This is a genomic window from Endozoicomonas sp. SCSIO W0465, assembly GCF_023716865.1.
Classification (GTDB): Bacteria; Pseudomonadota; Gammaproteobacteria; order Pseudomonadales; family Endozoicomonadaceae; genus Endozoicomonas.
The window spans coordinates 709,448-736,051 of the sequence record NZ_CP092417.1 but is presented as its reverse complement, the minus strand read 5'-3'; the positions used below and the strand labels follow the sequence as shown (position 1 = coordinate 736,051).

27 protein-coding genes and 1 other RNA gene are annotated in these 26,604 nt (G+C 48.9%); 17 read left to right on the top strand and 11 right to left on the bottom strand.

The window, feature by feature from the left end; genetic code table 11:
• Positions 1 to 7 precede the first annotated feature (7 nt).
• Positions 8 to 1,906 (top strand): TRAP transporter fused permease subunit, encoded by a 1,899-nt coding sequence (locus MJO57_RS03135; RefSeq protein ID WP_252022922.1) that lies wholly within the window; start codon positions 8 to 10, stop codon positions 1,904 to 1,906.
• A gap of 87 nt (positions 1,907 to 1,993) precedes the next feature.
• On the opposite strand, the gene ssrS is transcribed toward MJO57_RS03135, so the two are convergent.
• The 4 genes from ssrS to MJO57_RS03115 all read right to left on the bottom strand — a co-directional run bounded on the left by ssrS (position 1,994) and on the right by MJO57_RS03115 (position 3,819).
• A non-coding RNA gene (gene ssrS, locus MJO57_RS03130) (6S RNA) lies at positions 1,994 to 2,173 on the bottom strand.
• An 87-nt stretch (positions 2,174 to 2,260) separates the two neighbouring features.
• The gene (locus MJO57_RS03125) at positions 2,261 to 2,566 is read right to left on the bottom strand and encodes a cell division protein ZapA (protein WP_252022921.1); all 306 of its coding nucleotides are present in this window, start codon (positions 2,564 to 2,566) and stop codon (positions 2,261 to 2,263) included.
• A complete protein-coding gene (locus tag MJO57_RS03120; protein ID WP_020584012.1) occupies positions 2,563 to 2,772 on the bottom strand; it encodes a TIGR02449 family protein in 210 nt (69 codons plus the stop codon). The genes MJO57_RS03125 and MJO57_RS03120 overlap by 4 nt, the downstream gene beginning before the upstream one ends.
• Before the next feature lie 279 nt (positions 2,773 to 3,051).
• Positions 3,052 to 3,819, bottom strand: coding sequence for a class I SAM-dependent methyltransferase (locus MJO57_RS03115; RefSeq protein WP_252022920.1), 768 nt, complete (start codon positions 3,817 to 3,819; stop codon positions 3,052 to 3,054).
• 233 nt (positions 3,820 to 4,052) lie between these two features.
• On the opposite strand from MJO57_RS03115, the gene MJO57_RS03110 reads away from it, so the two are divergent.
• From MJO57_RS03110 to MJO57_RS03100, 3 genes are read left to right on the top strand one after another with little or no spacing between them, the layout of a single operon-like run.
• Entirely contained in the window at positions 4,053 to 4,667 is a 615-nt protein-coding gene (locus MJO57_RS03110) for a UPF0149 family protein (RefSeq protein ID WP_252022919.1), read from the top strand.
• 44 nt (positions 4,668 to 4,711) lie between these two features.
• Positions 4,712 to 5,938 (top strand): 2-octaprenyl-6-methoxyphenyl hydroxylase, encoded by a 1,227-nt coding sequence (ubiH, locus tag MJO57_RS03105; RefSeq protein WP_252022918.1) that lies wholly within the window; start codon positions 4,712 to 4,714, stop codon positions 5,936 to 5,938.
• A 53-nt stretch (positions 5,939 to 5,991) separates the two neighbouring features.
• Complete coding sequence (locus MJO57_RS03100) at positions 5,992 to 7,209, top strand: FAD-dependent oxidoreductase (RefSeq protein ID WP_252022917.1); 1,218 nt, start codon at positions 5,992 to 5,994, stop codon at positions 7,207 to 7,209.
• Here MJO57_RS03100 and MJO57_RS03095 read toward each other — a convergent pair.
• Positions 7,199 to 7,360: a hypothetical protein gene (locus MJO57_RS03095; protein WP_252022916.1), complete on the bottom strand. Its 162-nt coding sequence runs from the start codon at positions 7,358 to 7,360 to the stop codon at positions 7,199 to 7,201. The genes MJO57_RS03100 and MJO57_RS03095 overlap by 11 nt on opposite strands.
• A gap of 98 nt (positions 7,361 to 7,458) precedes the next feature.
• Here MJO57_RS03095 and MJO57_RS03090 point away from each other — a divergent pair, with 98 nt between their 5' ends.
• The 3 genes from MJO57_RS03090 to MJO57_RS03080 all read left to right on the top strand — a co-directional run bounded on the left by MJO57_RS03090 (position 7,459) and on the right by MJO57_RS03080 (position 12,275).
• Positions 7,459 to 8,646 (top strand): histidine phosphatase family protein, encoded by a 1,188-nt coding sequence (locus MJO57_RS03090; RefSeq protein ID WP_252022915.1) that lies wholly within the window; start codon positions 7,459 to 7,461, stop codon positions 8,644 to 8,646.
• 349 nt (positions 8,647 to 8,995) lie between these two features.
• On the top strand, positions 8,996 to 9,691 hold the full coding sequence (locus MJO57_RS03085) for a hypothetical protein (RefSeq protein ID WP_252022914.1): 696 nt from the start codon (positions 8,996 to 8,998) through the stop codon (positions 9,689 to 9,691).
• A 358-nt stretch (positions 9,692 to 10,049) separates the two neighbouring features.
• Complete coding sequence (locus MJO57_RS03080; protein ID WP_252022913.1) at positions 10,050 to 12,275, top strand: hypothetical protein; 2,226 nt, start codon at positions 10,050 to 10,052, stop codon at positions 12,273 to 12,275.
• Between the two features lie 29 nt (positions 12,276 to 12,304).
• Here the strand turns inward: MJO57_RS03080 and preA are convergent, their stop codons facing one another.
• Both preA and MJO57_RS03070 read right to left on the bottom strand, forming a co-directional pair.
• Positions 12,305 to 13,600 (bottom strand): NAD-dependent dihydropyrimidine dehydrogenase subunit PreA, encoded by a 1,296-nt coding sequence (gene preA, locus MJO57_RS03075; RefSeq protein WP_252022912.1) that lies wholly within the window; start codon positions 13,598 to 13,600, stop codon positions 12,305 to 12,307.
• 5 nt (positions 13,601 to 13,605) lie between these two features.
• Complete coding sequence (locus MJO57_RS03070; protein WP_252022911.1) at positions 13,606 to 14,964, bottom strand: NAD(P)-dependent oxidoreductase; 1,359 nt, start codon at positions 14,962 to 14,964, stop codon at positions 13,606 to 13,608.
• Positions 14,965 to 15,100: 136 nt separating this feature from the next.
• On the opposite strand from MJO57_RS03070, the gene MJO57_RS03065 reads away from it, so the two are divergent.
• On the top strand, positions 15,101 to 15,709 hold the full coding sequence (locus MJO57_RS03065) for a trimeric intracellular cation channel family protein (protein WP_252022910.1): 609 nt from the start codon (positions 15,101 to 15,103) through the stop codon (positions 15,707 to 15,709).
• Between the two features lie 61 nt (positions 15,710 to 15,770).
• Here MJO57_RS03065 and MJO57_RS03060 read toward each other — a convergent pair whose 3' ends face one another.
• Together MJO57_RS03060 and queG are read right to left on the bottom strand one after the other, a co-directional pair.
• Positions 15,771 to 16,541 carry a gamma-glutamylcyclotransferase family protein gene (locus tag MJO57_RS03060; protein WP_252022909.1) on the bottom strand — a complete coding sequence of 257 codons (771 nt, stop codon included), beginning with the start codon at positions 16,539 to 16,541 and terminating at the stop codon, positions 15,771 to 15,773.
• Between the two features lie 107 nt (positions 16,542 to 16,648).
• Complete coding sequence (gene queG / locus MJO57_RS03055) at positions 16,649 to 17,704, bottom strand: tRNA epoxyqueuosine(34) reductase QueG (protein WP_252022908.1); 1,056 nt, start codon at positions 17,702 to 17,704, stop codon at positions 16,649 to 16,651.
• A 145-nt stretch (positions 17,705 to 17,849) separates the two neighbouring features.
• Between queG and MJO57_RS03050 the strand changes: the two genes are divergently transcribed.
• From MJO57_RS03050 to MJO57_RS03030, 5 genes are all read left to right on the top strand, one after another.
• Positions 17,850 to 19,454, top strand: coding sequence for an NAD(P)H-hydrate dehydratase (locus MJO57_RS03050; protein WP_252022907.1), 1,605 nt, complete (start codon positions 17,850 to 17,852; stop codon positions 19,452 to 19,454).
• A 37-nt stretch (positions 19,455 to 19,491) separates the two neighbouring features.
• Positions 19,492 to 20,025 (top strand): tRNA (adenosine(37)-N6)-threonylcarbamoyltransferase complex ATPase subunit type 1 TsaE, encoded by a 534-nt coding sequence (tsaE, locus tag MJO57_RS03045; RefSeq protein WP_252022906.1) that lies wholly within the window; start codon positions 19,492 to 19,494, stop codon positions 20,023 to 20,025.
• Positions 20,022 to 21,491: an N-acetylmuramoyl-L-alanine amidase gene (locus MJO57_RS03040; protein ID WP_252022897.1), complete on the top strand. Its 1,470-nt coding sequence runs from the start codon at positions 20,022 to 20,024 to the stop codon at positions 21,489 to 21,491. The genes tsaE and MJO57_RS03040 overlap by 4 nt, the downstream gene beginning before the upstream one ends.
• 202 nt (positions 21,492 to 21,693) lie before the next feature.
• Positions 21,694 to 23,358: a hypothetical protein gene (locus MJO57_RS03035; protein WP_252022895.1), complete on the top strand. Its 1,665-nt coding sequence runs from the start codon at positions 21,694 to 21,696 to the stop codon at positions 23,356 to 23,358.
• Between the two features lie 384 nt (positions 23,359 to 23,742).
• Positions 23,743 to 24,315, top strand: a complete 573-nt coding sequence (locus tag MJO57_RS03030; RefSeq protein WP_252022893.1) for a TIGR04219 family outer membrane beta-barrel protein — start codon at positions 23,743 to 23,745, stop codon at positions 24,313 to 24,315.
• A gap of 162 nt (positions 24,316 to 24,477) precedes the next feature.
• Here MJO57_RS03030 and MJO57_RS03025 read toward each other — a convergent pair whose 3' ends face one another.
• Both MJO57_RS03025 and MJO57_RS03020 read right to left on the bottom strand, forming a co-directional pair.
• Positions 24,478 to 24,762, bottom strand: a complete 285-nt coding sequence (locus tag MJO57_RS03025) for a hypothetical protein (protein ID WP_252022891.1) — start codon at positions 24,760 to 24,762, stop codon at positions 24,478 to 24,480.
• Between the two features lie 6 nt (positions 24,763 to 24,768).
• The gene (locus tag MJO57_RS03020) at positions 24,769 to 24,996 is read right to left on the bottom strand and encodes a hypothetical protein (RefSeq protein WP_252022889.1); all 228 of its coding nucleotides are present in this window, start codon (positions 24,994 to 24,996) and stop codon (positions 24,769 to 24,771) included.
• A 215-nt stretch (positions 24,997 to 25,211) separates the two neighbouring features.
• Here MJO57_RS03020 and MJO57_RS03015 point away from each other — a divergent pair, with 215 nt between their 5' ends.
• From MJO57_RS03015 to MJO57_RS03000, 4 genes are all read left to right on the top strand, one after another.
• Positions 25,212 to 25,454, top strand: a complete 243-nt coding sequence (locus MJO57_RS03015) for a DUF6364 family protein (protein WP_252022887.1) — start codon at positions 25,212 to 25,214, stop codon at positions 25,452 to 25,454.
• Positions 25,455 to 25,566: 112 nt separating this feature from the next.
• Positions 25,567 to 25,758: a hypothetical protein gene (locus MJO57_RS03010; protein ID WP_252022885.1), complete on the top strand. Its 192-nt coding sequence runs from the start codon at positions 25,567 to 25,569 to the stop codon at positions 25,756 to 25,758.
• Positions 25,759 to 26,035: 277 nt separating this feature from the next.
• A complete protein-coding gene (locus MJO57_RS03005; protein ID WP_252022884.1) occupies positions 26,036 to 26,266 on the top strand; it encodes an antitoxin MazE family protein in 231 nt (76 codons plus the stop codon).
• On the top strand, positions 26,263 to 26,586 hold the full coding sequence (locus tag MJO57_RS03000; RefSeq protein WP_252022881.1) for a type II toxin-antitoxin system PemK/MazF family toxin: 324 nt from the start codon (positions 26,263 to 26,265) through the stop codon (positions 26,584 to 26,586). The genes MJO57_RS03005 and MJO57_RS03000 overlap by 4 nt, the downstream gene beginning before the upstream one ends.
• The last annotated feature ends 18 nt before the right edge of the window (positions 26,587 to 26,604 follow it).

Genomic DNA, 26,604 nt, shown 5'->3' with positions numbered 1-26,604 from the left:
GAATGATATGAGCAGGCTTAAGCAAGGACTGGACTATTTGTTGTTGGCCTTGGCAGTAATGCTGTCAGTCTTCCAGATCTGGCAGGGTGTGACCTCCACTATTTCTGCAACGTACTTTAGGCCTGCTCACCTGACCTGGGTAATGGTGCTTATTTTTCTTCACTATCCACTGTTTAAAAACACCAGAATCGAACAAAAAAATAGCCCACTTATGGCGACTGGCCGATGGGTAGACAGTGGTTTATGTACTCTGGCCGTGCTGGCTGGATACCAGATCATCCAGTTTGACTATAACGATATTAACTACCTGCTGTTTGGCCTGGCCAAAATGGATTTGATCGCTGGTGCTGTTTTTGCACTTTTGTTATTAGAAGCCTGTCGACGTACTGTAGGTTGGGTCATGGTGATTATTGCCAGTATATTTCTGGTATACAGTGCGTTTGGTGACCTGCTTCCGGGAACACTGGCAACCAAGGCATACAGCCTTCAGGAAATAGTACAGTTCCAGATTTTTTCCAGTAACGGAATTTTTGGCTCTGCACTGGGTATTGCCGCCACAACCGTTTTTATCTTTGTATTGTTTGGTGCTTTTCTGGAAGTGACCGGGGCGGGCAAGTTCTTTATTGACCTGGCCTTTGCCATTGCCGGCAAATATCGGGGAGGTCCTGCAAAAGCTGCAGTCATCTCTTCTGCTGGATTGGGCTCAATTTCCGGATCGGCCATTGCCAACACGGTAACCACCGGTTCCATTACCATCCCAATGATGAAGAAACTGGGTTACAAGCCAGAACAGGCGGCAGGCATTGAAGCAGCAGCTTCAACCGGTGGACAGATTATGCCGCCTATTATGGGGGCCGGTGCTTTTGTGATGGCACAGTTTACGGGTGTGCCCTACAGCGACATTATGATTGCCTCCATTGTGCCGGCACTGCTTTATTTCTTCTGTACACTGCTTTATGTGCATATCATGGCCTGCAAGCTGGATTTACCGACGGTCAATCGTACAGAAGCTGTTCTTAAGGTGATGAAGCAGGGGGCTCACTTCCTGATTCCCCTGGTGCTGATTACTGCATTGTTGATGATGGGGTACTCCCCCTTGCTGGTGGGTGTGGCTGGCTGTGCAGCCATATTGGTTAGCGCCGCTTTACGCAAACACAGTCGGGTAAGTATTGCGAAGGTGATTGAAGGGATGAAGGCGGGGGCATTGCTGGCGCTTCCTATCTCTGCAGCCTGTGGTGCTGCCGGCATTATTGTGGGTGTCGTTGGGCAGACGGGCATTGGCCTGCAGTTTACCCAGTTTGTTATGGCGCTTTCCGGTGGTTATCTGTTTACTGCGTTGTTGTTGATTAGCCTTGTTGCTCTGATTCTGGGTATGGGATTACCGGTCACTGCTGCGTATATCGTACTTGCTGTGATTGCCGTGCCTTTATTGGGTGATTTCGGGTTGCCACTGTTAACCTCCCATCTGATTATTTTCTGGCTGTCACAAACCTCTAATGTAACTCCGCCCATTGCCCTGGCAGCATTTGCCGGTGCGGGTGTGGCCAATGCCAATCCAATGAAGGCTTCGGTTGAGGCATTTAAGCTTGCAGCGGGCTTATTTGTCATCCCAATGATGATGGCCTATACGGGGCTGATCAATACCACGGGCGACTTTTTGGGCCTGGCATTGGCAACCCTGCAGACGGCCACCATCATTGTTGCGATGGCGATGACCATCGAAGGCTATCTGCTAAGGAAGTTAAATACCTGGGAGAGACTGATGTCCCTGGCCAGTCTGCCTGTGCTGCTATTAAATCCATATGGAGGTGCATTGCTGGGCACTTTAGTCGTGGTTGTATTGGTTGCCCTGCAATGGCGGCCCGGGGTAGAGCAACGCCTGCAAACTACTGGCAAAGGTTGTTAATACGAAGCACACCATGCGCTTTGCACTTGGTTCGGGGTCTTGTGCTGCGATGAAGCAAAGATAAAAACGTTGAGAGGCTATGTATGAAACCTCCCCACCCTGCCGCTGCCACGTTTGCCCGTGGCCGTAACGGTCACGGTGGGGGCTGCTGAGGTGAATCGGGCTTTCCGCTACGAGGCGGACCTGCACTCCAGCACCTGCCAGGAGCTCCCTGGGTAGTATTATCGGCTCGGGACGTATGGTGACTGGCGAACAGGCCAGGGAGATTTCATCGGCATTATATCGACAATTGAGAAGATGTCTGCAAGTTTTTTCAGCTATCAGTTTTCGTGAAAATCACCAAAGGTTATCATTTTAACGCTCAACAGCTGACAGTGCCTGATCCAGCTTACCCAGCAACTGGTCAATATGCTCCCGGGTGTCCTGCTTTTCATCTTCATTCTGACGACGGCTCTGCATCAGCTCGTAACTGATATTCAGAGCCGCCATCACAGCAATACGTTCAATACCAACCACTTTACCCGTAGAGCGGATTTCATGCATTTTTTCGTTCAGGTAGCGTGCAGCCGTGTGCAGTGAGTCCTGATTGTCTCTGGGACAGGCAACACGATACTCTTTATCCAGAATATGAACGGATGTAACTGATGATTTATCCGTCATGACTCATGCTCCAAAGACCTGAGACGCTGAATCATCGCTTCTACTTTATTGCGTGCAACGTCGTTTTTTTCCATCAACTTCGCTTTTTCAGCTCTCCAGGACTGCTCCTGCTGTCGCAGTTGCCGGTTTTCAGTTGTCAGTTTCTGACAAAGGGCAACCAGGTAGTTGATTTTCTGGTCGAGGGCGATGAAATCGGATTCTTTCATAGCTTCCCTGAATGCTCGGTTATTAAGGCTACTATAGCCTCTGGAGAAATTCAGAACAATGACTTAATGCTTGACAATGTTTTATTTTTAATTCGTCTGGTAATGCTGTTTCAAACCGATCAAGCTGTCTTTTGCAAAAGGAGGGAATAAAGCAAAATACCTAAAAACAGAGCCAATAAAGTAGGCACAAGAATACCTGAGGCAGTCAGGCAAAAGATGACAAAAGATCCAGTTTCTGACTTGGGTACTGGTGAAAAAATTGACACTCGAATCCATCTATCATGCAGGTTTTTTGCCAATAATTCTTATTTGATCCTGATCCCCATGACTCCATACCGGGTAATGGGGAGCTTCACCCTGTTCGCATACTTCGATAATAAAACCAGCATTTTCGATTAATAACCCCAGCTGCTCGGAAGAGAAAAAACAAAAGTCTCTTCCGGGAATATTAAGTTCATGTGCCGCCAACACCGGATCGGTTTTTTCCGGGCAGTTAAATGTTTTTGCAGCCTGCGCCAGAAGGCTGAGAAAATCCCGTTGACAGGTAACGGTTAATGGCGATTTTCTTAGGCTTTCCCGTACTTCCTTACTCAAGCCCGTCGTTTGCAACACAGCAACATCACAGGAGCAACAGGTAAGCAACAGAGTGCCCCCGGGTTCAAGAATTCGGTAAAGTTCTCTAATAGATGGAATCACGTCTTCATTGGCAAGAAAATGAAAAACTTCAGCGCAAAGAATTCCGCAGAAGGCACTGTCTTCAAAAGGAATATTTCCTGGCAGTTTTGTTGCTCTGCATGCGAGCGCTTTTTGCTGAGTTACCGATAAGTCATTCAGCCATTTAGACAAGTTCGGTTTATCGATGTCAGTGGCGACCACCTGTGCTCCATGCACCAGGGCCTCGCGGGTGTTGACTCCGTGACCACATCCTATGTCCAGGAGTGGGTTATCTTCTTTCCAGCTATTTAACCAGCTATCCAGATAAATAACCGGATTATGAAATGTAAAACCAATGCCCTGCTGATTTCTTTCGTACAAACTTTCTGACATGCCGACACTCCCGATGTAATGAAGTTAACAGCATAGACACTTTTTTACTTATGACGTCTATTCAAGACGTCTATCTAAGACATCCCAAGACATCCCAAGACATCCCAAGACATCCCAAGACATCCCAAGACATCCCAAGACATCCATTTAAGACGTATAATTAACAAGTTTGTTCGGGAAGTCTGTTAGAATCCCTGTCAAGTTTGGCTTATTAACGTTGATGGCTTTTTATCATGACGACCGTCTCTTCTCAGCCTGGTGATGCACCCGTCCCCGTATCTTTTGATGAACTGGCTGACCTGCTGGCAGAACAGAGTCATCCATCGGAGGTTCATGGTTACTTATGTGGTCTGTTATCAGCGGGGGCTCATCCTGATGTTAAGCAGTGGTTGGAGCAGCTTGCTGAGCAGATAGGTGATCAATCGTTTGATGAACATACGAAACAGTTATTAAGTCAGTTATTTTGGCATACTCAGGATGAACTTTCGTCAGGTAGCTTATCAGTAACACTATTTTTGCCCGGTGATGATGAATCGCTGGCGTTAAGAACTCAATCAATGGGATTATGGTGCCAATCTTTTATTTCCGGCTTTGGTCAAGGGCTTGAAAGCCGTAAGGTCAGTGAGATGGTGGAAGAAGTGCTCAGGGACTTTGCTGAAATCAGCCTGATAGAAACCGCAGAGGAGAATGACGAATCTGAAAAGCTGTATGTCGAAGTGAGTGAGTTTGTTCGTTTAGCCTGGCTGAATGTCTATGCAGAGGTTTGTGGGTTACCAGAGGATTCCAGTGGTGATGACCATTCTGGGCAATATTCTGGCAATCAGGACGCCGCCAAAACCCTGCACTGAGTATAAAAAACAGAGTTCCACAGGTTCATGGTGGTGGCCGAGACATGAATAATTCTGCAGACAAGATGGATTTCGATGTTTTGATTGTTGGTGCCGGGTTGGTTGGAGCCAGTCTGGTGTGCGCCCTGGAAAAGGCAGTGATAAAGCAGGGCTTGAGGCTGGCGATGGTGGAGACCCACGATCTGAGTCAGCCTGGCGATATTCCTCCGGGCTTTGATGCCCGTGCCTCTGCGCTATCATGGGGAACCTGCTGTATTTACGACCAGCTTGGGCTGTGGCCAGACCTTGTTGGTCAGGCTGAAGCCATTACCAATATTCATGTTTCCGATCAGGGCAGCTTTGGGGTTTCCCGTTTGCAGGCCTCTGATGAAGGTGTTCCGGCACTGGGGTATGTGGTCAAAAATCATCTGTTGGGTGATGTCCTTTTGCATCGGTTGCAGGCTCTCCAAAAACAGGGGACGGTAACGATATTCAGTCCTGATGAAGTGCAAAGACTGAGTCCTGTCCAGGGAGGTATGAGGGTTCAGCTAAAGCAGTCAGACGTTTCGGTTTCACTGGTTGTGCTTGCTGATGGCGGCCGCTCAGGTTTGATGGCTCAGCTGGGAATAGGAGTGGAGCAAAAGGACTATCATCAGCATGGAATCATTGCCAATATTGCCCTTGACCGCCCCCACAACGGTATGGCCTGGGAGCGTTTTGCCGGTAAAGGACCGATGGCGCTGCTCCCGTTAACCGGTGATCACCATTTTGAGCACCGGGTGGGGCTGGTGTGGACAGTACCCGATGAGGAAGTCGATCGTATTGATCATCTTGCGGACGATGCGTTTCTGGCACTGTTGCAGAAGCGGTTTGGTTACCGGGCCGGACGTTTTCTGGCTGTGGGAAAGCGGGACCGATATCCACTGGCCATGCGCATAGCCAAAGAGCAGGTAAGGCCGGGGCTGGTGGTTTTGGGTAACGCTGCCCATGCAATACATCCGGTTGCTGGCCAGGGTTATAATCTTTCTATCCGCGATACCATGGCTTTGGCAGAGAATATTTCGATTTCTCTGGAAAGAAAGGTTCCGGTAGGAGAGCTTGGGCGGTTACAGGAATACAGGCAACAGCGTTTGAGCGACCAGAGCCTGACCAGCCGTTTTTGTGATGGTCTCATACACCTCTTCTCACGTACCGATAGTGCATCTGTCTTGTCTCGAAACCTGGGACTGGTGACGCTTGATTATTGTTATTTGGTAAAGTCAAAATTTACCCGCAAGGCGATGGGACTATAAACCGTGATGAGCGGGCTTTACCGCTCTTGAATCTGGGAAAACAGGGATCAGAAATGCAGGCAATTGATGTCATTATTGTCGGGGGAGGAATGGTGGGCGCCTCTCTGGCTCTGGCTCTTGATCGATCTGGCATACAGACGGCACTGGTTGAACAGCAGGCATTGCAGCCCTGTTCGCTGTCAATACATGACCCGTGGCAGCCAAGAGTCAGTGCTTTAACAGAAGCATCGATAAAACTGCTGAACTATCTGGATGCGTGGCAAGGAATGCTGACCCAGCGGGTTTGTCCTTACACGCGCATGATCGTCTGGGATGGTGAGGGTACCGGAGAAGTTGCGTTTGACGCCAAAAACCGGGCACAAAAAAATCTTGGCTATATTGTCGAAAATAAAGTGATTCGAAACGCACTGTTGCAACAGCTGGCCCGCTCGACAGTTCAATGTTTTGGTGACCAGCCAAGACTTGAATACCAACTGTCCGGTCAAGGCGGTGAGATCATTCTGAGCAATGGTGAAGTGCTTTGTGCTCCTCTGCTGGTGGCTGCCGATGGTGCGGAGTCACGGTTACGACAGCTGTCTGGAATTCCCTCAAACCGAAAAGATTATCGTCATCATGCACTGGTAACAACGGTTGAAACCGAACGCTTTCACCATCACACAGCCCGCCAGGTATTTCTGGATTCCGGTCCGTTGGCATTTCTACCCCTTGAAAGTCAGGATGGGCGACATTACTGCTCAATTGTCTGGTCTCTTTTGCCTGCTGAGGCAGACCGGATAGAGGCCTTGAGTGACCAAGCTTTCTGCCATGAACTAGAGAGAGCGTTTGAACATCGAGCGGGTAAAATTCTGAAGGTAGAAAAGCGATTCCGCCATCCGCTGTGTCAACGGCATGCCAGGCAGTATCATCGACAAGGTGTTGTTCTGGTAGGAGATGCCGCTCATACCATTCATCCGCTTGCGGGTCAGGGGGTGAATTTGGGTTTCATGGATGTGGCAGTGCTGACTGATGAGTTGATCACAGCCGCCGGTCGTGGGGATGATTATTTTGCAGCGCATATTCTGGATCGTTATCAGCGTCGTCGCAGAGGGCATAACACGTTGATGATGGCTGCCATGACGGGTTTTCAGAATCTGTTCGGGGCCAATGATCCTGGCATTCGCTGGTTGAGGAACACGGGTCTGAGACTGACCAACCGATTACCGTTGATCAAGGACATGATTGTTGATCAGGCGACCGGGTTATCAAACGATATACCTGAATTTATTCGCTAAATCTCAACCGATCCCGCAATTTTTTTCTATCCTGACTGCTGAATTTGATGATCAGGCAGGCAGGATATGAAACTTCAGACGCTTCTTGGATACTGTCTAAAAAAAGTGATGGCTTTTGACTTTGGTAATCACTACCAACAGTCGCTGTCACTCTTCATACCTGATAGAAATAATACCCGGTTGTCAACGCGTGTGATAATCAGGCCTGGTGTTAAAAAAATACATCGGGTTTCCTATGCCGTATTTGCTTTGTGTGTTCTGTCCATTGCTTCTGATGCTGCAGATCCTGAACCGGTAATGGCAGCTCCCGCTGATTACCTGATCAGCCTGGTCAGGCATGGAGATCGCTCGCCAAGAGATCTCGGCGATATGGCCAGCTACTGGCCAATGGGCGCAGGACAGTTAACAGTAGGAGGCCTTGAGCAGGAATATTTGTTGGGAAAGAAAATTCGCAGTCATTATTTTTCGGAATCCCTACCTCATTCCTGGTCCCCCAGGATCAGTCAGCATTTTGCCAAAGGTCTGGACCGAACCATTCAAAGTGCCAGTGCTTTGCTTCAGGGCATTTACCCCAAGCAGACCAGAAGCATGGGGATACCGGGTGGCATTCAGGTCCCACCGGTTTACGCATCACCGTTAGCCAGTGATGACTTGTTCTCTGCCCAAAGGCTGTGTCCGGGGTATTTGCACAGGGTACAAGCTCTTGAGAACAGTGCAGACTGGTTAAGGAAGAAAGAACAATATCGTGACCAGCTGGCTTCCTGGCTTGAGTTTGGCAAGCAGGTTGGTGAGGTTGGAGAAAAGAGCGATAACAGAGATCTGTATTCTCTACTTCCTTTGATTGACCTGATTGCCATACATCGGATGCACAATCTGCCAATGCCTAAAGGGATTAGCCGACAGGAAGCTATTGAACTGGAATCGTTATTAAACTGGGTGGTCAGCCGAACGGTTGCCAATTATGAGATTGCCCAGTTGATTGGTGCTCCTTTGGCAAAAGCGATGATCAGAGATATTAAACGGGTACAGCAATGCCTGGAAGAAAAAGGCAGTTGCCACGCCTGCCAGCGCTGGACACTGTATTCTGCCAGTGACACTAATTTGCTGGCTATTATGACCATGCTCGGAGCGCCATCAGATAGAATCGTTGATTATGCCACCCATTTTGGTGTTCAGCTGAACTGGAATGATGGGCGACCAGAAATAGTGCTTTCACTTAATCATGAGCCTTTTGCCATTCCCGGCTGTGTTGGGCGCTGCTCTCTCAACCAGTGGCTGGTCCTGCTTGAGCGATCGTTACCCGATGACTGGGATTATCTCTGCGCAAGGGGCAGAGGTGGTCTGACGCCCTATCCAGAACCCTATGTACCCTCAGGCAGTGTAGCGAATCGCCAGGAGGCTGTCGGACTTAAGACTGTCCTACTGCGGTTGCAATAAATGGGTCTAAAAATTCCTGCTTCCTCGTCAAATAGCCCCGCTATTCTCCTCAGAGTCGGAAATTTTTATCCTCAACTTCTCGCAATCCTCGCCAAGGACGCTTAAGTCCGACGCTGCTGGTTAATTTACATGGATTCCTGCCCAAACCTGAAAAAAAAACTGAACTATATTTACTCAGTCTCGTCAAAACTGTACTGAATAACAAGTTCATCAGTTTCTGGAAAGGAGCAGTTAAATGCGGAAGTATTGTCTGGCGTCAGCTTTGCCAGTATTGACAATTCTGGTCATGTTGCCGGGTTGTAATAAAGCACCTGAATGCCCAGAAGTGGCAACGGTAGTTTATGAAGACTTGTCCGGTGTAGAAAAAGGCGTTGAATCTTACTCCTGCTCTAACCCCGGCAAAACAAGCGTTTTGGAACAAACTTGGTGTGAAGCAAAGGAGCTGTTCGAAAAGCAGGGCCTGTCCTCCGGCTCGGAAGATTTTCTGACTTATCTTCAGGGTTTCCGTGAAGGTTATTCTCAGGCCAGCCAGGCTGATGATAGCAAGTTGAATCTGTTTGATGTCGATAGCCAGCCTGAGCCTGCGTATGATATGGGCTACCGGGCCGGTTATCTTGCCATTACAGACGCCATGGGTGTGATTGAGTACAACTGCAATTCCACTGATTTGGCCAGTGAGTATAAAGATCGCTGGTGTGAGGCGGCCGATGCCTACCGCTCCAGTGGCGCTGGTAGTGTCAGTAACCCTTTTGTTAAGGGACAATTTATCGATGGTTATATGACAGGTGGTCGTGTTGCCTTGACGGTACCAACTTCCATGGAAGCTTTCTTCGGCGGGGAAAATCCTGAAGGAAAGCAGCCTGCCATTGTTCAGCCTTCAGGAGAGCTGAACAATACGGAGCTTGCTTTTTACCAGGGGTTTGATATTGGTTATAAGGCAATGATTGACAGCATCAGAGAGTCCATCAATCAAGTAATGCAACAGATGCAGATACCCAATAATATGGAATTTCCAGAAGGGTTGATGCCACCACCGGGGCAATAGTTGGTCTTGATACCATGGCAATGGCACTGACTTAAGCTCACTTCCCTTGGTGTTTCTTGAGTCTCCATGCCTGCGATCCCGGAAATTGGAGCCTTTTATGCAACGGCACTGACTTCAGGCCCAATCCCCCCATAATGGAAGGCTTACTCGGAAAGAAACGACTATAAAATCACATTCCCACACATTTCTACTATCCCTTTAGATAATCGCCCCTATCAGACCATTCCATGCCGATCGATATGGCGCAGGCATCAGGCCAGCACTTAGCGATATAAACCATAGTTTTGGAACTTTTCCATAACTTAATCATCCAAGACTTATACAACTTAATGGAATCATATGTAGTTACGGAGGATTAATGAATATAAATGGCCCCCAGGCAAATAGCTGTGAACTTCATAAAATTTGCACTTTTGGACAAAAAAACTCACCGCAATTAGCAGTCAAATGTCTTTCAGAAGAGCAATGGGTCCAACATAAAGACACTGCACACGCAGAGCAAACACCAGAGCTTGGTTGTATTTTGCCAGATTGCCATTATCCGAGTGCCAATCTGACTATCCCTGAGCGAAAAGTTTCCCATTTGGTTACAACTGGCTCTGCTTCAACTGCTGGCTCTGCTTCAACTGATAGTAGAAATCCGTTTGAATATCTTAAGAGGTCTTTGAGCGATGGTCCGGATATGGGCCCGGTACCAAGAAAAATGGTATTACAAGACTCGTCCACTATGAGTAGCAACGGGGACATTGTTAGCGGTGAGGCTGAAGTTTTAACCAATGGGAGCGCAAGCAAAACGTTTACCGCTGAGGAGGTGGCTGGACGTGTTAAAACAACCATTGAATACCTTATTCGTTCGTTAAAATATGATCAAATCATAAGAGAATTCGATGGAGAAGATGATCAAAGCAATGAGGTAATCGGGGTTTTTATTGATTTTATCTTGTATCAGGAAGGTCTGGTCAATGATCGGTGTTTTACTGTTGCAAGCCGTCCCGATAAATATGTGCCGGGTAACACCGTCAGTCAGGCGCGGGTTGAAGATATACAGTCTGACTTGAAAGATATTTTTACCGAACGAAAAGCAGCAAAGTCGGTTAACAGCAGATTAAGTTATAGTTTGGGGGAAATGCTGGTTGATTATCTCAGCAAAAAAGAGAACGTACCGAATGATATTATCCCTGAAGTACTCACTATGTTTAATTACAGGCGTAAATCTATATACGACCGACTACTAAAGGATATATTTCCATTTTTTGAAACCCTGCTTGCCGGAAAAGGTCTTTTTTCTGAGCTGGGGGTTATCTTTAATTTTGCCATAACATTCAGGCATGAAATCATTGATGGTAACGCAACCCGTTGGCGTAATAATTTGTTAATCAGTAGTTTGCGCATTAACAACAGTGGTATGAGAGAGTATTTTAACCGACACGTTATGGATGTTATTTTTGCCGGTCGCTGTGATGCTATTGTCAATGCCCCGTTTGATAGCTGCTCTTTACCCACTGACAGTGCGGTAAAACCGGCAAGCCCATTAAAGCTTACATTTGGTGAAGAGCTTGAATATGATCTTGTTCGAGATGATGGGTATCTTGAGAGAAAGCATCAGCTTGTTAATGATTTTGCATCCCGACTCCAGGAAAAAGGGATGAGTCTTTATAACTCCGGTCGCTATCGTCATGGTGAATATTATGGCTTTAGTGATGGCTTTGTCGTGAACCCTTTTTTGGACACAGATCGTTGGTTTGAAATAAACTGCACACCTTATCATGCTGACGATCGACGTGCGGAATCATGTTTTGAGAAGGTCATTGACGTTATTGATTCCATGCGCAACGATGAATTGATCAGTTATAGCTCCGGGCATAAACATATTGATGTCCTGAGTGCCACTCAGGGTGATACCGATGTGCTTCTGGCAATGGAGTCTGAGATCCAGCGAAATCCTTTTTTATTGAGGGCATTTGGGAATAACGATCGTATCGTACGGAACGATGAAATGTTTTGGTACAAAACATTTGCTGATTATAACCCAGACACCAAACCATTTGCCGTGCAGCGGTTAAATTGGATGATTGACCGATATAACAAAAAAATAGCAGCAAGTTGTGCTGAAGATTTAAGCGGTATAGGAGGCACTGAATCGGAAAAAAAAGACAGGCTTGAACAATTTGCGCATTTTTATAGCCAGTTTGTCCATATGACCACCCTACAAAATGGGCTTGGTGTCATTGATGATGACAATATGGAAAAGTATATGGCCATGTCTTTATTGCACATTACCGGAGCGAGCGAAGTCGTTAAGTTGTCAACACTGGAGTTTCGTTTTTTCCGGTGCCCGAAAACAGTAGAGGAAATAAAGTTGATTAACCGGTTTTTACAAGCCTGGTTTCATCATCTTCATCAGTGCAAAAAGGATAAAATCCCTTTGCAGCTTGTTCCTGAAGATATCCAATCCTGCCGGGATTATACGGCCGGAGAAGTTCAGACAAAAACCATCGACTACCTTAGTAAATTAGGACTGAACCCGGAGGATTATCGCTGTTTTTGGGGCGACGTACGGGACATTCCGTTAGTGGCCGTTTGAACAAGGATTTCTGGTTACGGGCTAATAAGTCAGGCTTGATCCATCGATGCTTTATCTTTCTGAGCCTTGTTATTCGGGTGTTGTGTCCAGTTAAGATAAGGCCTGCCGGTTTGCTGTCTGACCATGGATATACAGTTATCCACCGGACAGGTGATCTGGCAGAGGTTACACCCCACGCAGGCTTCCTCGATAACATCAAACCGGTGTTGGGTTGAATGTTTTATCGGTGTCATGGCTATGGCCTGGTGCGCAGTATCTTCACAGGCCGCGTAGCATCGACCGCACTGGATACAGCTGTCCTGGTCAATGCTGGCAATGGTCTTGTAATTCAGATCCAGGTATTTCCAGTCCGTTAGATTGGGGACTGCCGCGCCCCGAAAGCTGTCCAGAGTTGAATAGTGTTTGCTATCCATCCACCGTGACAGGCCATCAATCATGTCCTGGACAATCTTGAAGCCGTTCAGCATGGCAGCAGTACACACCTGAACGTTGCCTGCCCCAAGGGCGATAAACTCGGCAGCGTCCCGCCAGGTACTGATACCGCCAATAGCCGAGATGGGCAGTCCGCCGGTGTCCGGGCTGCGGGCAATCTGTCCGACCATGTTCAGGGCGATGGGTTTCACCGCTGCCCCACAATAACCGCCACTGGTGAACTTATCGTTGACGGCGTGGTATCCCACCATCCGGTCCAGATCAATACCGGTAATGGAGTTGATGGTATTGATCAGTGATACGGCATCGGCACCACCGGCCTGAGCCGCTTCAGCAGCCACCACGATATTGGTGATATTGGGTGTGAGTTTAACGACAACGGGCAGATTGCTGTGCAGTTTGCACCAGCGGGTAACCATTTCAATATAGTCCGGTACCTGACCGATCGCTGAGCCCATTCCCCGTTCTGGCATGCCGTGGGGGCAACCGAAATTCAGTTCGACACCATCACACCCGGTTTCCGCTACCTGGCTGAGGATAGCTTTCCAGCTTTCTTCCTCGCAGGGCACCATCAGCGAAACCAGTAGCGCCCGGTCTGGCCAGTCTTTTTTGGTCTGGCGTATTTCATCCAGATTCACCTGAAGCGGGCGATCCGTGATCAGTTCGATATTGTTGAACCCGATCACGTCACCACGGGTATTCCTGTGACAGGAATAACGGGAACATACATTGACCGCTGCCGGGTCTTCTCCCAGGGTTTTCCAGACAGCACCGCCCCAGCCTGCCGCAAACGCCCGATAGACATTGTAAGCCTTATCCGTCGGTGGCGCAGAGGCCAGCCAGAACGGGTTAGGGGAGCGAATACCGAGAAAATTACTGGTTAAGTCAGCCATTATCTTTATCTCTCTGCCGGTATTACCCGCAAGTATTGGTGAATGGCATGGGCCGCTCTTTTACCATGCTCAACCGCATGGACGGTCAGGTCTTTACCTTTATCAATGCAGTCGCCACCGGCCCAGACGTTAAATAGCGATGTGCGTAAGTTATCATCGGTTACGATACGGTTGCCGTTGACCTCAGGGCTTTCACGGGTATTGGCAAATGACTCCACCAGCAAATGCTGGCCAATGGCTTTGTAGAGTGTGTCTACCGGTAAGGTGATCAGCTCACCCGTACCCTGTAATTGGCCGCAGGCATCCATCGTGGTCTTTTCCAGCCGGATGGCGGTGATGCAGCCACCTTCGGTCTCCAGGGCTGAAGGCTGAACCCAGGTGAGGATGCGCACACCATTGTCCCGGGCAAAAGCCTGTTCATGATCCGTGGCTGACATCTGTTCACGGCCGCGACGATAGGCAATGGTGACTTCCTCTGCACCCAGTCGTCGGTATTGGCAGGCAATATCAATCGCGGTGTTGCCCCCGCCAATAACCACGATACGTCTGCCAACGGGCAGTTGGTTCAGGTCATTACACTGGCGAAGGCGGGATATGGTGGGGAGGGCATCTTCAACTCCCTGTGCGGCTTCGCCCTGAAGGCCCAGTGAATGGCAACCGCCCAATCCGAGACCGAGAAACACTGCGTCAAATTGCTTTCTTAACTGATCCAGGCTGAGGTTCTGTCCAAGCCGACAACCGTACTCCGGACGGATACCACCAATTTCCATGATGAACTCCACTTCCTGTCGGGCATAATTATCCACCAGTTTATAGGAAGCAATACCGTACTCGTTCAGTCCGCCAGGTTGTGTCTGTGCATCATACAGGGTGATGTTGTGTCCTTCCCTGGCCAGGTGATGGGCACAGGTCAGCCCTGCCGGACCGGCACCCACCACGGCAATGGTTTTTCCTGTTTCAGGCAGGCGGGTAAATGGATGGTCGCGGGACTGTCGGTTATCCACGGCGTAACGCTGCAGCCGGCCAATCCTGACTGGACGGCACTCTGGCTCATGATGTCGGACGCAGGCCTGCTCGCAGAGGATTTCTGTCGGGCAGACCCGGGCACAGCTTCCTCCCAGAATATTGGCATCCAGAATAACCTGTGCGGCACCGTCAATATTGTCAGTGGCGATACGGTTGATAAAGGAGGGAATATTGATGCCGGTGGGACAGGCAGGGATACAGGGCGCCGCTTCGCAGTACAGGCAGCGGCTGGCTTCAATATGAGCCTGGTAATCATTGAGTGCCGGTTTAATATCCGCAAAGTTGCGGCGGTATTCTTCCGCTGGCAGCCTGCCGCTGTCAATATCGGGTCTCTTCATGGCGGTTAATCCTCATCAAGTGTAAGAAGACTAGCAGCCAGAATGTATTCGGAAAGAATACCGGCATATGGCTATGTATCGTTGTGGAAAACAAATCTATAATTGTCTGTTAAATTACTTTTTCGTAGATTCGTTAATGCTGCTCTATATTCTTGACCTCTTTGGTACTGCGGTTTTCGCCATTAGTGGTGTCTGGCTGGCCTGTCGGAAAGATATGGATTTGTTCGGTGCCATGGTACTTGCCTTTGTGACTGCCGTTGGGGGTGGCACGATAAGGGACGTTCTACTCTCCTCAACTCCCGTATTCTGGATAAAAGATACGCTCTACTTACTGGTTATTCTTGCAACGACTCTGTTTGCCATCGTGGTTCGCCAGTGGCATGAGCGCAGTAAATGGATTCTTCAGGTATCTGATGCCCTGGGGCTGGCTGTCTTTGTCGTTATTGGTGTTACCAAGTCGTTGTCGTTTGGCGTGGAGCCAATGGTGGCGATTATGATGGGTGTGCTCACTGGCTGTGGTGGTGGTGCTATCCGGGATATGCTGGCCGGGGAAGTTCCCATGGTGTTGAGAAAGGAAATTTATGCATCAGCCGCCATGGCCGGTGGAGCGGCATTTGTATTGCTAGAGCCGGTGATTCATAACAGTAACGTAACCACTGTTATTGCCATGTTGACCGTGTTGGTATTGAGGCTGTTAGCACTTTATAAAGACTTGTCACTGCCACGTTTCAGTTTGCCGATATAAATTATTGGTATGTTAAGACCGGTTCTGTAAAAAGCAGAATCGGTCAGCTTGTCTCAGATATTTAGAATCCCCACTTTTCATATATGGTGTTCAGATAGATTTCCCATTCCTGTTCGATATAAGTTTGTATTGCTTCTGCTTTATCCGCATTGCCAGCTGCCATTGCCTTTTTCAGTAGTACCGATGGATACCTTGGGTATCTGGGGTCACTCCGGTCATCCTCAATAACATACCCGTCCAGTCCCATGGTTTGAACACAATCGTTAATAAACTGATTGTCCAACTGATGTTTTCTGTCAATTTCTACGCAGCCGGTACGAACCACATCAAGGTAGGACATGACAATTTTCTTGTGATCGTGTCCTTTATCAAAATAGAACTTTGATGCTGTACGAGGAGAATAAATAAAAACTTCAGTACTCTGTCCGCCCTGAGTAACCAGATCCCGATGAGCATCCAGATAAAAAGAAACGTTTTCAATGGGGATCCTGATTCTCTGGTAAGCGGGGCCTTCACGCTCATCGAAAGCGCCAAGCTGGTCTTTTTTTACCGCAAAGATCAGACCGTTAACGTAGGCGTCTGGAGCCGAACCCGGTTCAACACCGAGGGTTCTCTGCTGACTGCGCTCGATCCATAAGTTCCATAGCCGTTCTACTCCCCGGATTTTCACCGGTATATACACGGCATCTTCCGGGTCCGGTGCTGTAGCCGTTCTGGCAGGTGTCTGCATAAGGCTGCCATAACCGAAAATAAAAGCGTAATCGTCATCCGCTTTTGCCACAGTGGTCAATAACATAATAACAACAAACGTTAGGGAGATTTTTAAATGCATAATGATCAGTCCTCTCATTATTGTAATATTGAGGGCTTCCTGCCAGAGAAAGAAATGTCAGTGAAGCTCAAAATTATTGTGGTACTTATGTTTAGACTGGTCGGTGCTTAATTAGTTCCTGCGACGTGTTGCTCCAATGCCCATTGGATATGTTCCTGAACCAGCTCTGAAGGATAATCCAGACGGCTTTTCAGGGCGGCAATGATGATGCTATCACTGCCCGGGGCATTACCCAGGGCAACGGCAATATTCCGCAGCCAGCTCTCATAACCCGCCCTGCGGATCGGTGAACCAGCCGTTCGTTCCAGAAACTGAGCTTCACTCCAGTTGAACAGTTCCACCAGGTCACTGCTATCCAGGTGATGGCGAGGTTGGAAGTCTTGTTCCAGGGTTGGTTTGGCAAAACGATTCCAGGGGCAGGCCAGCTGGCAGTCATCACAGCCATAGATGCGGTTTCCCATCAGAGGACGCAGCGCTTCAGGAATGGGGCCCTTGTTTTCGATGGTCAGATAAGAGATACAGCGCCGGGCATCCACCTGATAGGGGGCAACAATGGCTTGGGTGGGGCATTTATCCATGCAGGAAGTACAGCGGCCGCAGTGATTCTTTTCGTAGGGTTTATCCACAGGCAGAGGGAGATTGGTGAACAGTTCCCCCAGAAAGAAAAATGAGCCTGCCTGACGGTTCAGTATCAGGGAGTGCTTGCCCATCCAGCCCAGTCCCGCCTGTTGCGCCAACGGACGTTCCATGACCGGGGCACTGTCCACAAAAGCGCGATAGCCATGTTCACCAACCGCTGTCTCGATCTGCTGACCCAATTGGGTGAGCCGTTTGCGGATTAACTTATGGTAGTCCCGGCCCAATGCATAGCGGGAAACGTACGCTTTTTCCGGCTCATTGAGCAGTTTGACGGTTTCCGTGTCGGCAGGCAGGTAATCCATGCGTGCAGAAATAACCCGCAATGACCCGGGGTGCAGTTGCTCCGGTTGTGCCCGCAGTTCCCGGTGCCGGGCCATATAGGCCATATCGCCGTGATAGCCTTTATCCAGCCACGCTTCCAGATGCTTAACATCATGGTCAGGTATTTTCGCTTCAGTGATGCCGATCTCCTGAAAGCCAAGCTCTCTGGCCCAGGTGCGAATATTCTCAACGAGTTGTTCCATATCCGGTGCTGGCGATGAGTCCGTCAATGTGGTTAAAGTGGATGGTAAAGATAACGGTTCAGACACAGAATTGATTAACTCTTTTGGCCGGGACGTACAGCATCGTTTCAATGCAGAATATAATCGGTATTCTATCATCGCGGGCATGCTTATGAATAAGAGCTTACCAGAGTCTCTCTACACAGCGGATCAGGTTCGACAGCTGGATCATGTGGCCATTCATCAGGCAGGCATCCCGGGTTTTCAGCTAATGGCCAGAGCAGCCAGCACGGTTCTGTCTACCATTGTCCGCTTCTGGCCAGAAGCCAGAACCCTGCTGGTATTGTGCGGGGCAGGAAACAATGGCGGCGATGGTTATCTGGTGGCCAAACAGGCAAAAGAGCAAGGGCTGAACGTTTCAGTGCTGGCCTTTAAAAATCCGGCAGAACTGACCGGCGATGCCCTGACCGCCTGGCAGGCCTGCACTGATGCCGGCGTAGTTATTCGACCTTACGACAGTGGACAGTCCCTCTGTGGGAATGTGGCTGCGGCTGCGGATGTGGATGTGGATGTGGATGTGGATGTGGATTTGGATGTGGTTGTGGATGCCATGCTCGGCACCGGGCTTTCCGGTCATGTGCGAGGCGACTATAAAGAGGCCATAACACGCCTGAATCATCTTGAAAAGCCGGTGTGTGCTGTGGATATCCCGTCCGGCCTGTGCGCTGATACCGGAGTCCCCCTGGGAGTAGCAGTCAAGGCCAAACTTACTGTCTCTTTTATCGGTCTGAAGCAGGGTCTAATGACAGGACAGGGGCCTGAGTACTGTGGTGAGCTGGTATTTAATAGCCTGAGCGTTCCTGAATCGGTTTATCAATCCGTTCCCTCTGGTTGTCACCGAATTTCTCCGGGCCAGCTGCGCGGTTGGCTTTCACCCAGGAGCCGTGCAGCCCACAAAGGTGATTTTGGGCATGTGCTGCTCATCGGCGGTAACAAAGGGATGCCGGGAGCGATCATCATGGCTGCAGAGTCTGCCATCCATTGCGGTGCTGGCCGTGTTACGGTGGTTACTCGCAAACAACACCTTTGTGCGCTGGCTGCTCGCTGCCCGGAGGTGATGGGGACAGCGGTCAGGAGTCGCTCCGGTCTGGGTACGCTTGCCAACGGCAAGCAGGTCATCGTTATTGGCCCCGGTCTGGGTAGCGATGACTGGGGTCTGAAACTGCTGAAAGATGCGCTGGCGGCAAAGTGCCCACTGGTACTTGATGCTGATGCCCTTAACCTTTTATCGGATCATCCACAATTGCTAAAGGGACGAAAGTCACCGATGATTTTCACCCCTCATCCGGGTGAGCTGGCCCGTTTATCGGGTTTGGATGTGCCAACGATTCAGAAAAATCGATTTACAGCAGTGGTAGACAGTCATCGACAATTAACCGCGCTTACTGCAGAGCATGGAGTGGCAAGGCAACAAGATACAGTCCTGCTGTTAAAAGGGGCGGGGACACTGATTTTTGATGGCCAAAACACAGCGCTGTGCTCTGACGGCAACCCCGGTATGGCTGTGGCGGGCATGGGTGATGTCCTCAGTGGCGTTATTGGCGCCCTGCTGGCACAGGGGCTGTCACCTTTCAAGGCTGCTCAAATGGCCGCCTGGCTGCATGCATCTGCAGCGGATGAGGTAGTTGCCGGTCAGGGTGAAACCGGCCTGCGGGCAACAGAATTGCTGCCGGTTATTCGACAACGACTGAATTTTATCATTGGTCATTAAGGGTCAGACATTGGTAACTGACTGTGTGGAAAGGCTTATGCAAGGCAGATACGAACTGCTGATAGAAAATGAAGACGCCATGGTGGCGCTGGGGGGTCATCTGGCAGAAGCCCTGGGTGACCGGGGAATTGTTTTTCTGCATGGTGATCTTGGCGCGGGTAAGACCACGTTCTGCCGGGGCGTCCTGCGGCATCTTGGTCATCAGGGTGCTGTAAAAAGCCCAACCTATACTCTGGTAGAGCCTTACGAAGTCAATCACCACAGGGTTTACCACTTTGACCTTTATCGCCTGGCCGACCCTGAAGAGTTAGAGTTTATTGGTGGCCGCGACTATTTCAGTGAAGCAGCGCTTTGTCTGGTTGAGTGGCCATCTCGCGGACAGGGGGAACTGCCAGAAGCTGATCTGGACATTACCTTTGCCTATCATTTTTTTGACAGGAATGCTGACAAAAGTGCCGAAAAGAGTGCTGACAAGAGTGATTTGCCCGGAAGGAAAGCGACGATTGTCGCAGGTACTGAAACAGGGATGAGAGCGCTGGACACCTTGAAAGTGCTTAAGGGGGGCGGATGAGTCAGAGAACAGGGATTGTTCGCCGGGGTCTGAACATGCTTGACATAAAACCATGGGCAGCAACACTTACCCGTAAAAAAGCCCCCTCTGCAAATGAGGCTGCCCCGGTATTTTCGAATGGTAGACGTCGTTTCATAAAGCAGCTGGGTATCCTGGCAGTGGGCCTTTCAGCCCTGAAAGCCCAGGTTGCCGAAGCGGTCTATAAGCTGATTAAAAATGTCAGGCTCTGGCGGTCACCGGATAAAACACGGCTGGTGTTTGATGTTTCCGATGCGGTTGAGCACAACAAATTCCATCTGAATAACCCCAGTCGACTGGTTATTGATGTTGATGGTGCCCGGCTCAGCGGCTCATTCAGTAGCCTGCAGCTGAAGGATACGCCAATTCAAAATATCCGCCATGGTGCTCGTAATCAGAATGACCTGCGTATCGTGCTGGACCTGAGTGAAAAAGTGTCCAGCGACAGTTTTCTGCTTAAACCCAATGCGACGTATGGCCACCGTCTGGTCGTTGACCTGTTTGATGATGAGAGCAGAAAACCAAAGCCAGTGATAAAACCCAAGCCCGCTGGTCATCGGGATATTGTGGTGGCGATAGATGCCGGTCACGGTGGGGAGGATCCCGGGGCCATTGCCTACGGTGGCGGCTATGAGAAACATGTAACCCTGGCGATAGCGAAAGAGCTGGCAGCCCTGTTGGGTAGAGAAAAGGGGTTTCGGCCCGTTCTGGTTCGCACAGGTGATTATTATATTGATCTGCGTCGTCGTACCAAGATAGCCCGGGATAATAACGCCGATCTGTTTATCTCCATTCATGCGGATGGCTTTAAAGATCGTCGTGCCAAAGGGGCGTCTGTCTATGCCCTGTCACGCAGTGGTGCCACATCGGAAACTGCTCGCTGGCTGGCCCAGAAAGAGAACGCATCGGATCAGATTGGCGGTGAAGATGGTATTTCCCTGGGAGATAAGGATGATATTCTGGCGGGCGTTCTGCTGGATCTGTCCATGACCTCAACGTTATCGTCCAGTCTGGAAGTGGGTAATAAAGTTCTGGCCAATATGGGGGGAATTAACCGGCTTCATAAAAAACAGGTGGAGCAGGCAGGTTTTGTGGTACTCAAATCTCCGGACATTCCATCCATCCTGGTAGAAACTGGATTTATCACCAATCCGGAAGAGGCCAGAAAACTGAAGAGCCACAGCCACCAGAAAGCGATGGCGACAGCCATTTTCAATGGTGCGAAAAGCTGGTTTTATAACAAGCCGCCACCGGACACGCTGATTGCCAAGTGGAAGCAGGATGGCACCCTTAACACCCGGCCATCACGGTACGTGATCAAGCCCGGGGATACGCTGTCAGAGATTGCTGACCAGTTTGATATCAGTATGAATGATCTGAAGCGTGCTAACCGGTTATCCAGTGCCAATAATATTCGTGTTGGTCAGGTGTTGGTGATTCCAAATTAAACTCTAGCCCGGATATTTCATATATCCGGGCTAGCCCTCAAACAATGCGGTAGCCAGTGTTTGTTGAGGGCTTTTGCTACTGACGTTAGAAAAAAAATATAAATCGGGAACTTTTACTTCACAGGATGAACTAAATCAGCTCTGAGTGATTGTCCAGTAATTTTCCTTACCGTTCCTTAAATCATTAAAGTTGGTTTACTTTATGACTCCAGGCTCTTTTCACCATACAGGTAATGTTTATTATCCAACAGGCGCCACACCACAACAGACCGCTTACGGTCAATCTGCTATCAACGACCCCAATCCGGATGAGGTCTTTAAACATAAACGGATTAACATCACCAGAACCATGGGTACACAGGGGCTGAAATCCAATCAGCATCATTTTCATTCAGACCAACCAGCAACCACCCCGTTACCGCTCGCCAGAATCAGTACCAACTATACACACCAGCCGTACTTTAATAAGCAGCCACAACAACAGCCAACGTTCCCCACGACGCCCATGTTGAATTGGGATTTTTCCGGTGCCAATTGGCAGGCCTCCCAGTATCAAACAATCCACCAGGGCAGGTACATCCCCCTGACGCCAGCCAGCATGCCTTACATCCCCGTACAAGCCCATCAGGTCAACGGCAATCCATCCACAAATCCTTTTTCCAGCACCGATGGAAGCCGTTATCCGGAACCGATGCAATGGCATCAACCGCTGTTAAAATCCATGGCAGATCGGCAAGATGAAGAAATCACTGAATTTCTGAGTAAGTTGTGTGACAGCCAATCCGGGGCACCTGCACTGGTAAAATCAGAAAGCTTTGTACAGAGTGCTCCCCATGCTCCCCCACGGAAGCGTCCACACCACCCGGATTGGAACCGACACGCAGAATTTGGGGCATTTCAGCGCACAAAACATTCCCCATACACCATGACTAATATCAGCGATCAAGCTACCTTTACCGATAAAAACTTATACCCTGCAAGCCATATAAATCAGCTTGAACAACATCTTGCGACAACCCCTTTATACCCCTTGCAGTCACCAATACCAAAGCAATCTGCAACCACTCATACGACTACCGTCTGGTCAAGTTCGGGTAATCGACCCAACCCATTACCCATGAATACTTCCATAAGCCAACCACCGTCGGTCAGTTCAGACACGTTGCAACAAGGCATGGATTGCCCAGGGAACAGAAAAACCAGCGAAGAATCACAGCTGAGAATCACCGCACCAGCAATTAAAGTTTCAGGCGCGAACGACCAGGTTGATTTTAATTGGCAAGCTCCTGAGTTTGATCGGCACTCTAAAGTGATGATGACGTTAATCCGTAAGACACAGAATATTTTGGGGATATATAATTTGAATCTACCCTGGATTACTCCCGCACATGTTTTCATCATTGCTGCAGATGCCATTGACGGCTCCATATCAGAAATAACGATGCACATATTGCGGTTAGGCTATTTAAGAAGCCTGCCATATGAGCCAGATAACCCATTGGAACATGTCAATCCGGAGGTGGCCAAGGTAGTCAGCAATTGGTATGAGCAAAGCGAAGAAGACAAAATAGAAGCTGAGTACTTCGAACTGTTAAAAACCATCAATAGTTACAGAAAAAATAGTGGTAAATTAACATTTAAGAAAAATGCTTCTTATAGCAGGATTCTTAAAACAGCTGCTAATATTCTGGAGTCTGAAAACAACTTCAGTGGGACCAGACATTTACCACCAAGGAGTGAAAGAGCCGACCTTATTGAATACATTCAAACTGCCTTGCAATACATTCATAGTGTCTCAAGTAGTGGAACCACCCGGCAGACACCTCATACTGCATCTGGTGATGGCCAGATCGGAATAACCGGTTAAACGCCAGGTGTCAGAATCTTCCAGCCAGGATTTATTCCAGTCCCAGCGCACAAAGTAACGATATCAGCCGCAGAGACCGGGCAACACCGGAAGAAAAGCAAAGAAAGTGCTTCAAGATTTATACTGCCAACCTTTAAAAATGAAAGTAAGAGACGGTAACAGATCGGACCGAATCACCCAATCAGGAAATTCTCAGGGCAATGAGTTTCATCACTGATGAACCTGACAAAATCCGGTTCAATTGCCTGAGCGATGATCACCCGCAACACATACGCTGACTTTCAACCAGCACCGCTTCGGTAAAACCCTAAATACACACCGGAGAATGCGCTGTACAGTGCATGTTGACTTCTATTTTACCGACACAAAGCGAATCTCACCCTAATGAAAAAAACAATCAGTTTATCCTTGCTCTTACTCTCCAGTACACTCACCCAGGCAGATATTATTGGCGCAAAGGCCGGAGTCGATTACTGGCACACCAAAGACCACGGAAAAGCGGGCTCTGCCTATGTGCAAATCGAACACCCGGTCCCTCTGGTGCCCAACGTTGCCCTGCGAGCCATCACTGTTGAAGGCGAGGGTGAAGCCGACAGCCTGAACAATGTCGATGCCTATGGCTACTACGAAATCCTGGATAACGACCTGGTCTCCATGGACCTGGGCGCAGGCCTGCACAATATCAGTGGCAGTCGTCATTACAACGAAACCCTGCCCATGGCGGTTGCCGATGCCGAATGGTTCCCGGGCAGCCAGATTTCTTACTACAGCAAACTGAACTATGCCAAAAACGCCGATGCCACTGTAACAGACATCAGTGCCGGTGCCCGTTTCCAGTTGCTCTCTGCCATCTATCTTCAGGCCGGTTATCGCCATTATGAAATGGAGACCGATAACGCTGGCGGGCATTCAGACACCATTAAAGGACTCACCGCCGGGCTGCATATCGATATGTAATAACTGCCAGCACCAATGCTGGCATGTTGCTGGCATTGATGATTAAACATTGCCAAAATCACCGGTGATTTTCACATAGTTATCAAATATTATTTCTCGATCCCGCTGCTAACCCGATTATACTCAAATAAAAATCGAGTATCTGAGCAGAGGTATGCTTCGTCAGATAGCGCCAGTTTTCTTTAGCCCCATCAGCGCACCCACATAAGTCGTTTGTGGGTAAAGGCGTTTTAGTTTTGCAATCTCCTCGTCCAGTTTGCTCATAAAGCTTTGCTTGCCATATTCAGGTGAGCTGGCGGTATAAATGGTGTGCAATCGATCACCATTGGCCGAGTAAAAACTCAGGGTTCCACACATCGCTTCTCTCCAGCCGTGTTCACAGAGCAACATGCAGGTGCCATCCAGACCTATGGCAATGATTTCGACAGGTTCTGGCAGGAACGGCAAGTCATATTAGATGTCTTTCTGGTCTTCAATTAATGCACCTACCCTGTCGGATAAATGCTTGATATACGAGTTAGACAGAGTCCTTTGATGGTTGGTTGCAGAGTCTTCTTTAACAGCAGGAGCGGGCATCTGGCTGTATTTCCAAGCGAGTGTTTTAGCAAACTTGGGGGTAGCTGAGCCGACAATACCGGTGCGAAGATCAAGAGGCGCCAGCGTAACACCACTTCTTAACATAAAATCTCTGTAAGAAAGTTACAGCGTTACAGCGTTACAGCGTTACAGCGTTACAGCGTTACAGCGTTACAGCGTTACAGCGTTACAGCGTTACAGCGTTTAAGCGTTGCAACATTGAGTGTTTAAACAAAATCACGTAGTGATTTTCACCTTACCAATGGTTTTAATACGTACTAATTTGAAAAAATGATACGTATTGTAGTGAGGGTGACAAAATGAACAAATTAACCCTGACGGTTGATCCTGAAGTGGTAAGGCAAGCTAAAGCCTACGCCGCAAAGCAGCAGAAAAGCTTGTCAAAGCTGGTGGAGAATTATTTGAAAAGCTTACCCCGTACAGAAACTTCTCAGGCACCACCACTCACGGGTGCAGTCGCCGAGCTGGCAGGAATTATTAGCGAAAAAGAGCTGGAAGATGCCAAAGGCTATAGCGATTTTCTGCAGGACACATACCAATGACCCCAACCCTGTTTCTGGATACCGATATTGTGCTGGACTTACTGGCCAGGCGGGGCTAGGCGGGAGCCCTGGTTTCAACAAAGTGCCGCTATTTTTTCCCAAATCCAGGCCGGTGAATATTGGTGAATATTATGGTGCAACATCGGTGCTGGTGTTTGCCAATGTCTTTTATATTCTCCGAAAAATCAAAGGCCAGAAGGCGGCACGGGAAGCACTGCAAACACTCAAAAGCCTGCTCAGGGTAATGTCCACCTCTGAAGCCAAGTCTGGAAACCGCCCTGCACTCCACGTTCACAGACTTTAAAGACGGTATTCAATACTTCACCGCACAAAGTAGTGGCGCCAGCCTGCTCATTACCCGCAACATAAAAGACTATAAAACACAAAACCTGCCGGTAATGACACCGCAGCAGTTTCTGGAAAGCCTTGAGCCTTAAAGTGTTACAGCGTTGAAACGCTTTAATCTTCAACGCTTGAACAAAATCTCCCGTGATTTTCGCATCAACTTGACATTAATACCCCGCTTGCTACGTTACATGTAACGCAATCAACATTATTGAAAACTTAGCCAAGGAGGCGTTATGTCTACCAATGCCAGCCAACCAAAAACCACAAGGGAACGTGTAGAAAGCCACAGAGAAGCACTGCGTCAGGCCGGTTTGCGCCCTTTGCAGATTTGGGTTCCAGATACGCGGGTCAAGGGCTTCGATCTGGAGTGTCAGCGACAATCAGCCATGCTCAAATCTGATAAACTGGAACGTGACACCATGGACTGGATTGAACAAACCAGCGACGATGAGGGCTGGGCATGAAGCGGGGCGACATCGTTACCGTCTCAATCAAGGGAGACTATGGCAAACCAAGGCCTGCCTTAATCATCCAGTCCAACCTGTTTCCGGATCACCCTTCGATAACTATCCTGCCAATCACAGGAGAGTTGAGGGATGTACCCCTATTCCGCTACACCCTGTTTGAAAGTAAAGACAACGGACTCAACAAAACCTCCCAGGTGATGATCGATAAAATCACCACGATAAAAGCCGACAACATCGGCAAAACCATCGGCTCACTGAGTCAACAAGAACTGACAGAAGTCACCCGACTGATGGCGTTATGGTTGGGAATGGCCTGAAGGGCAATGTTTCAAGGT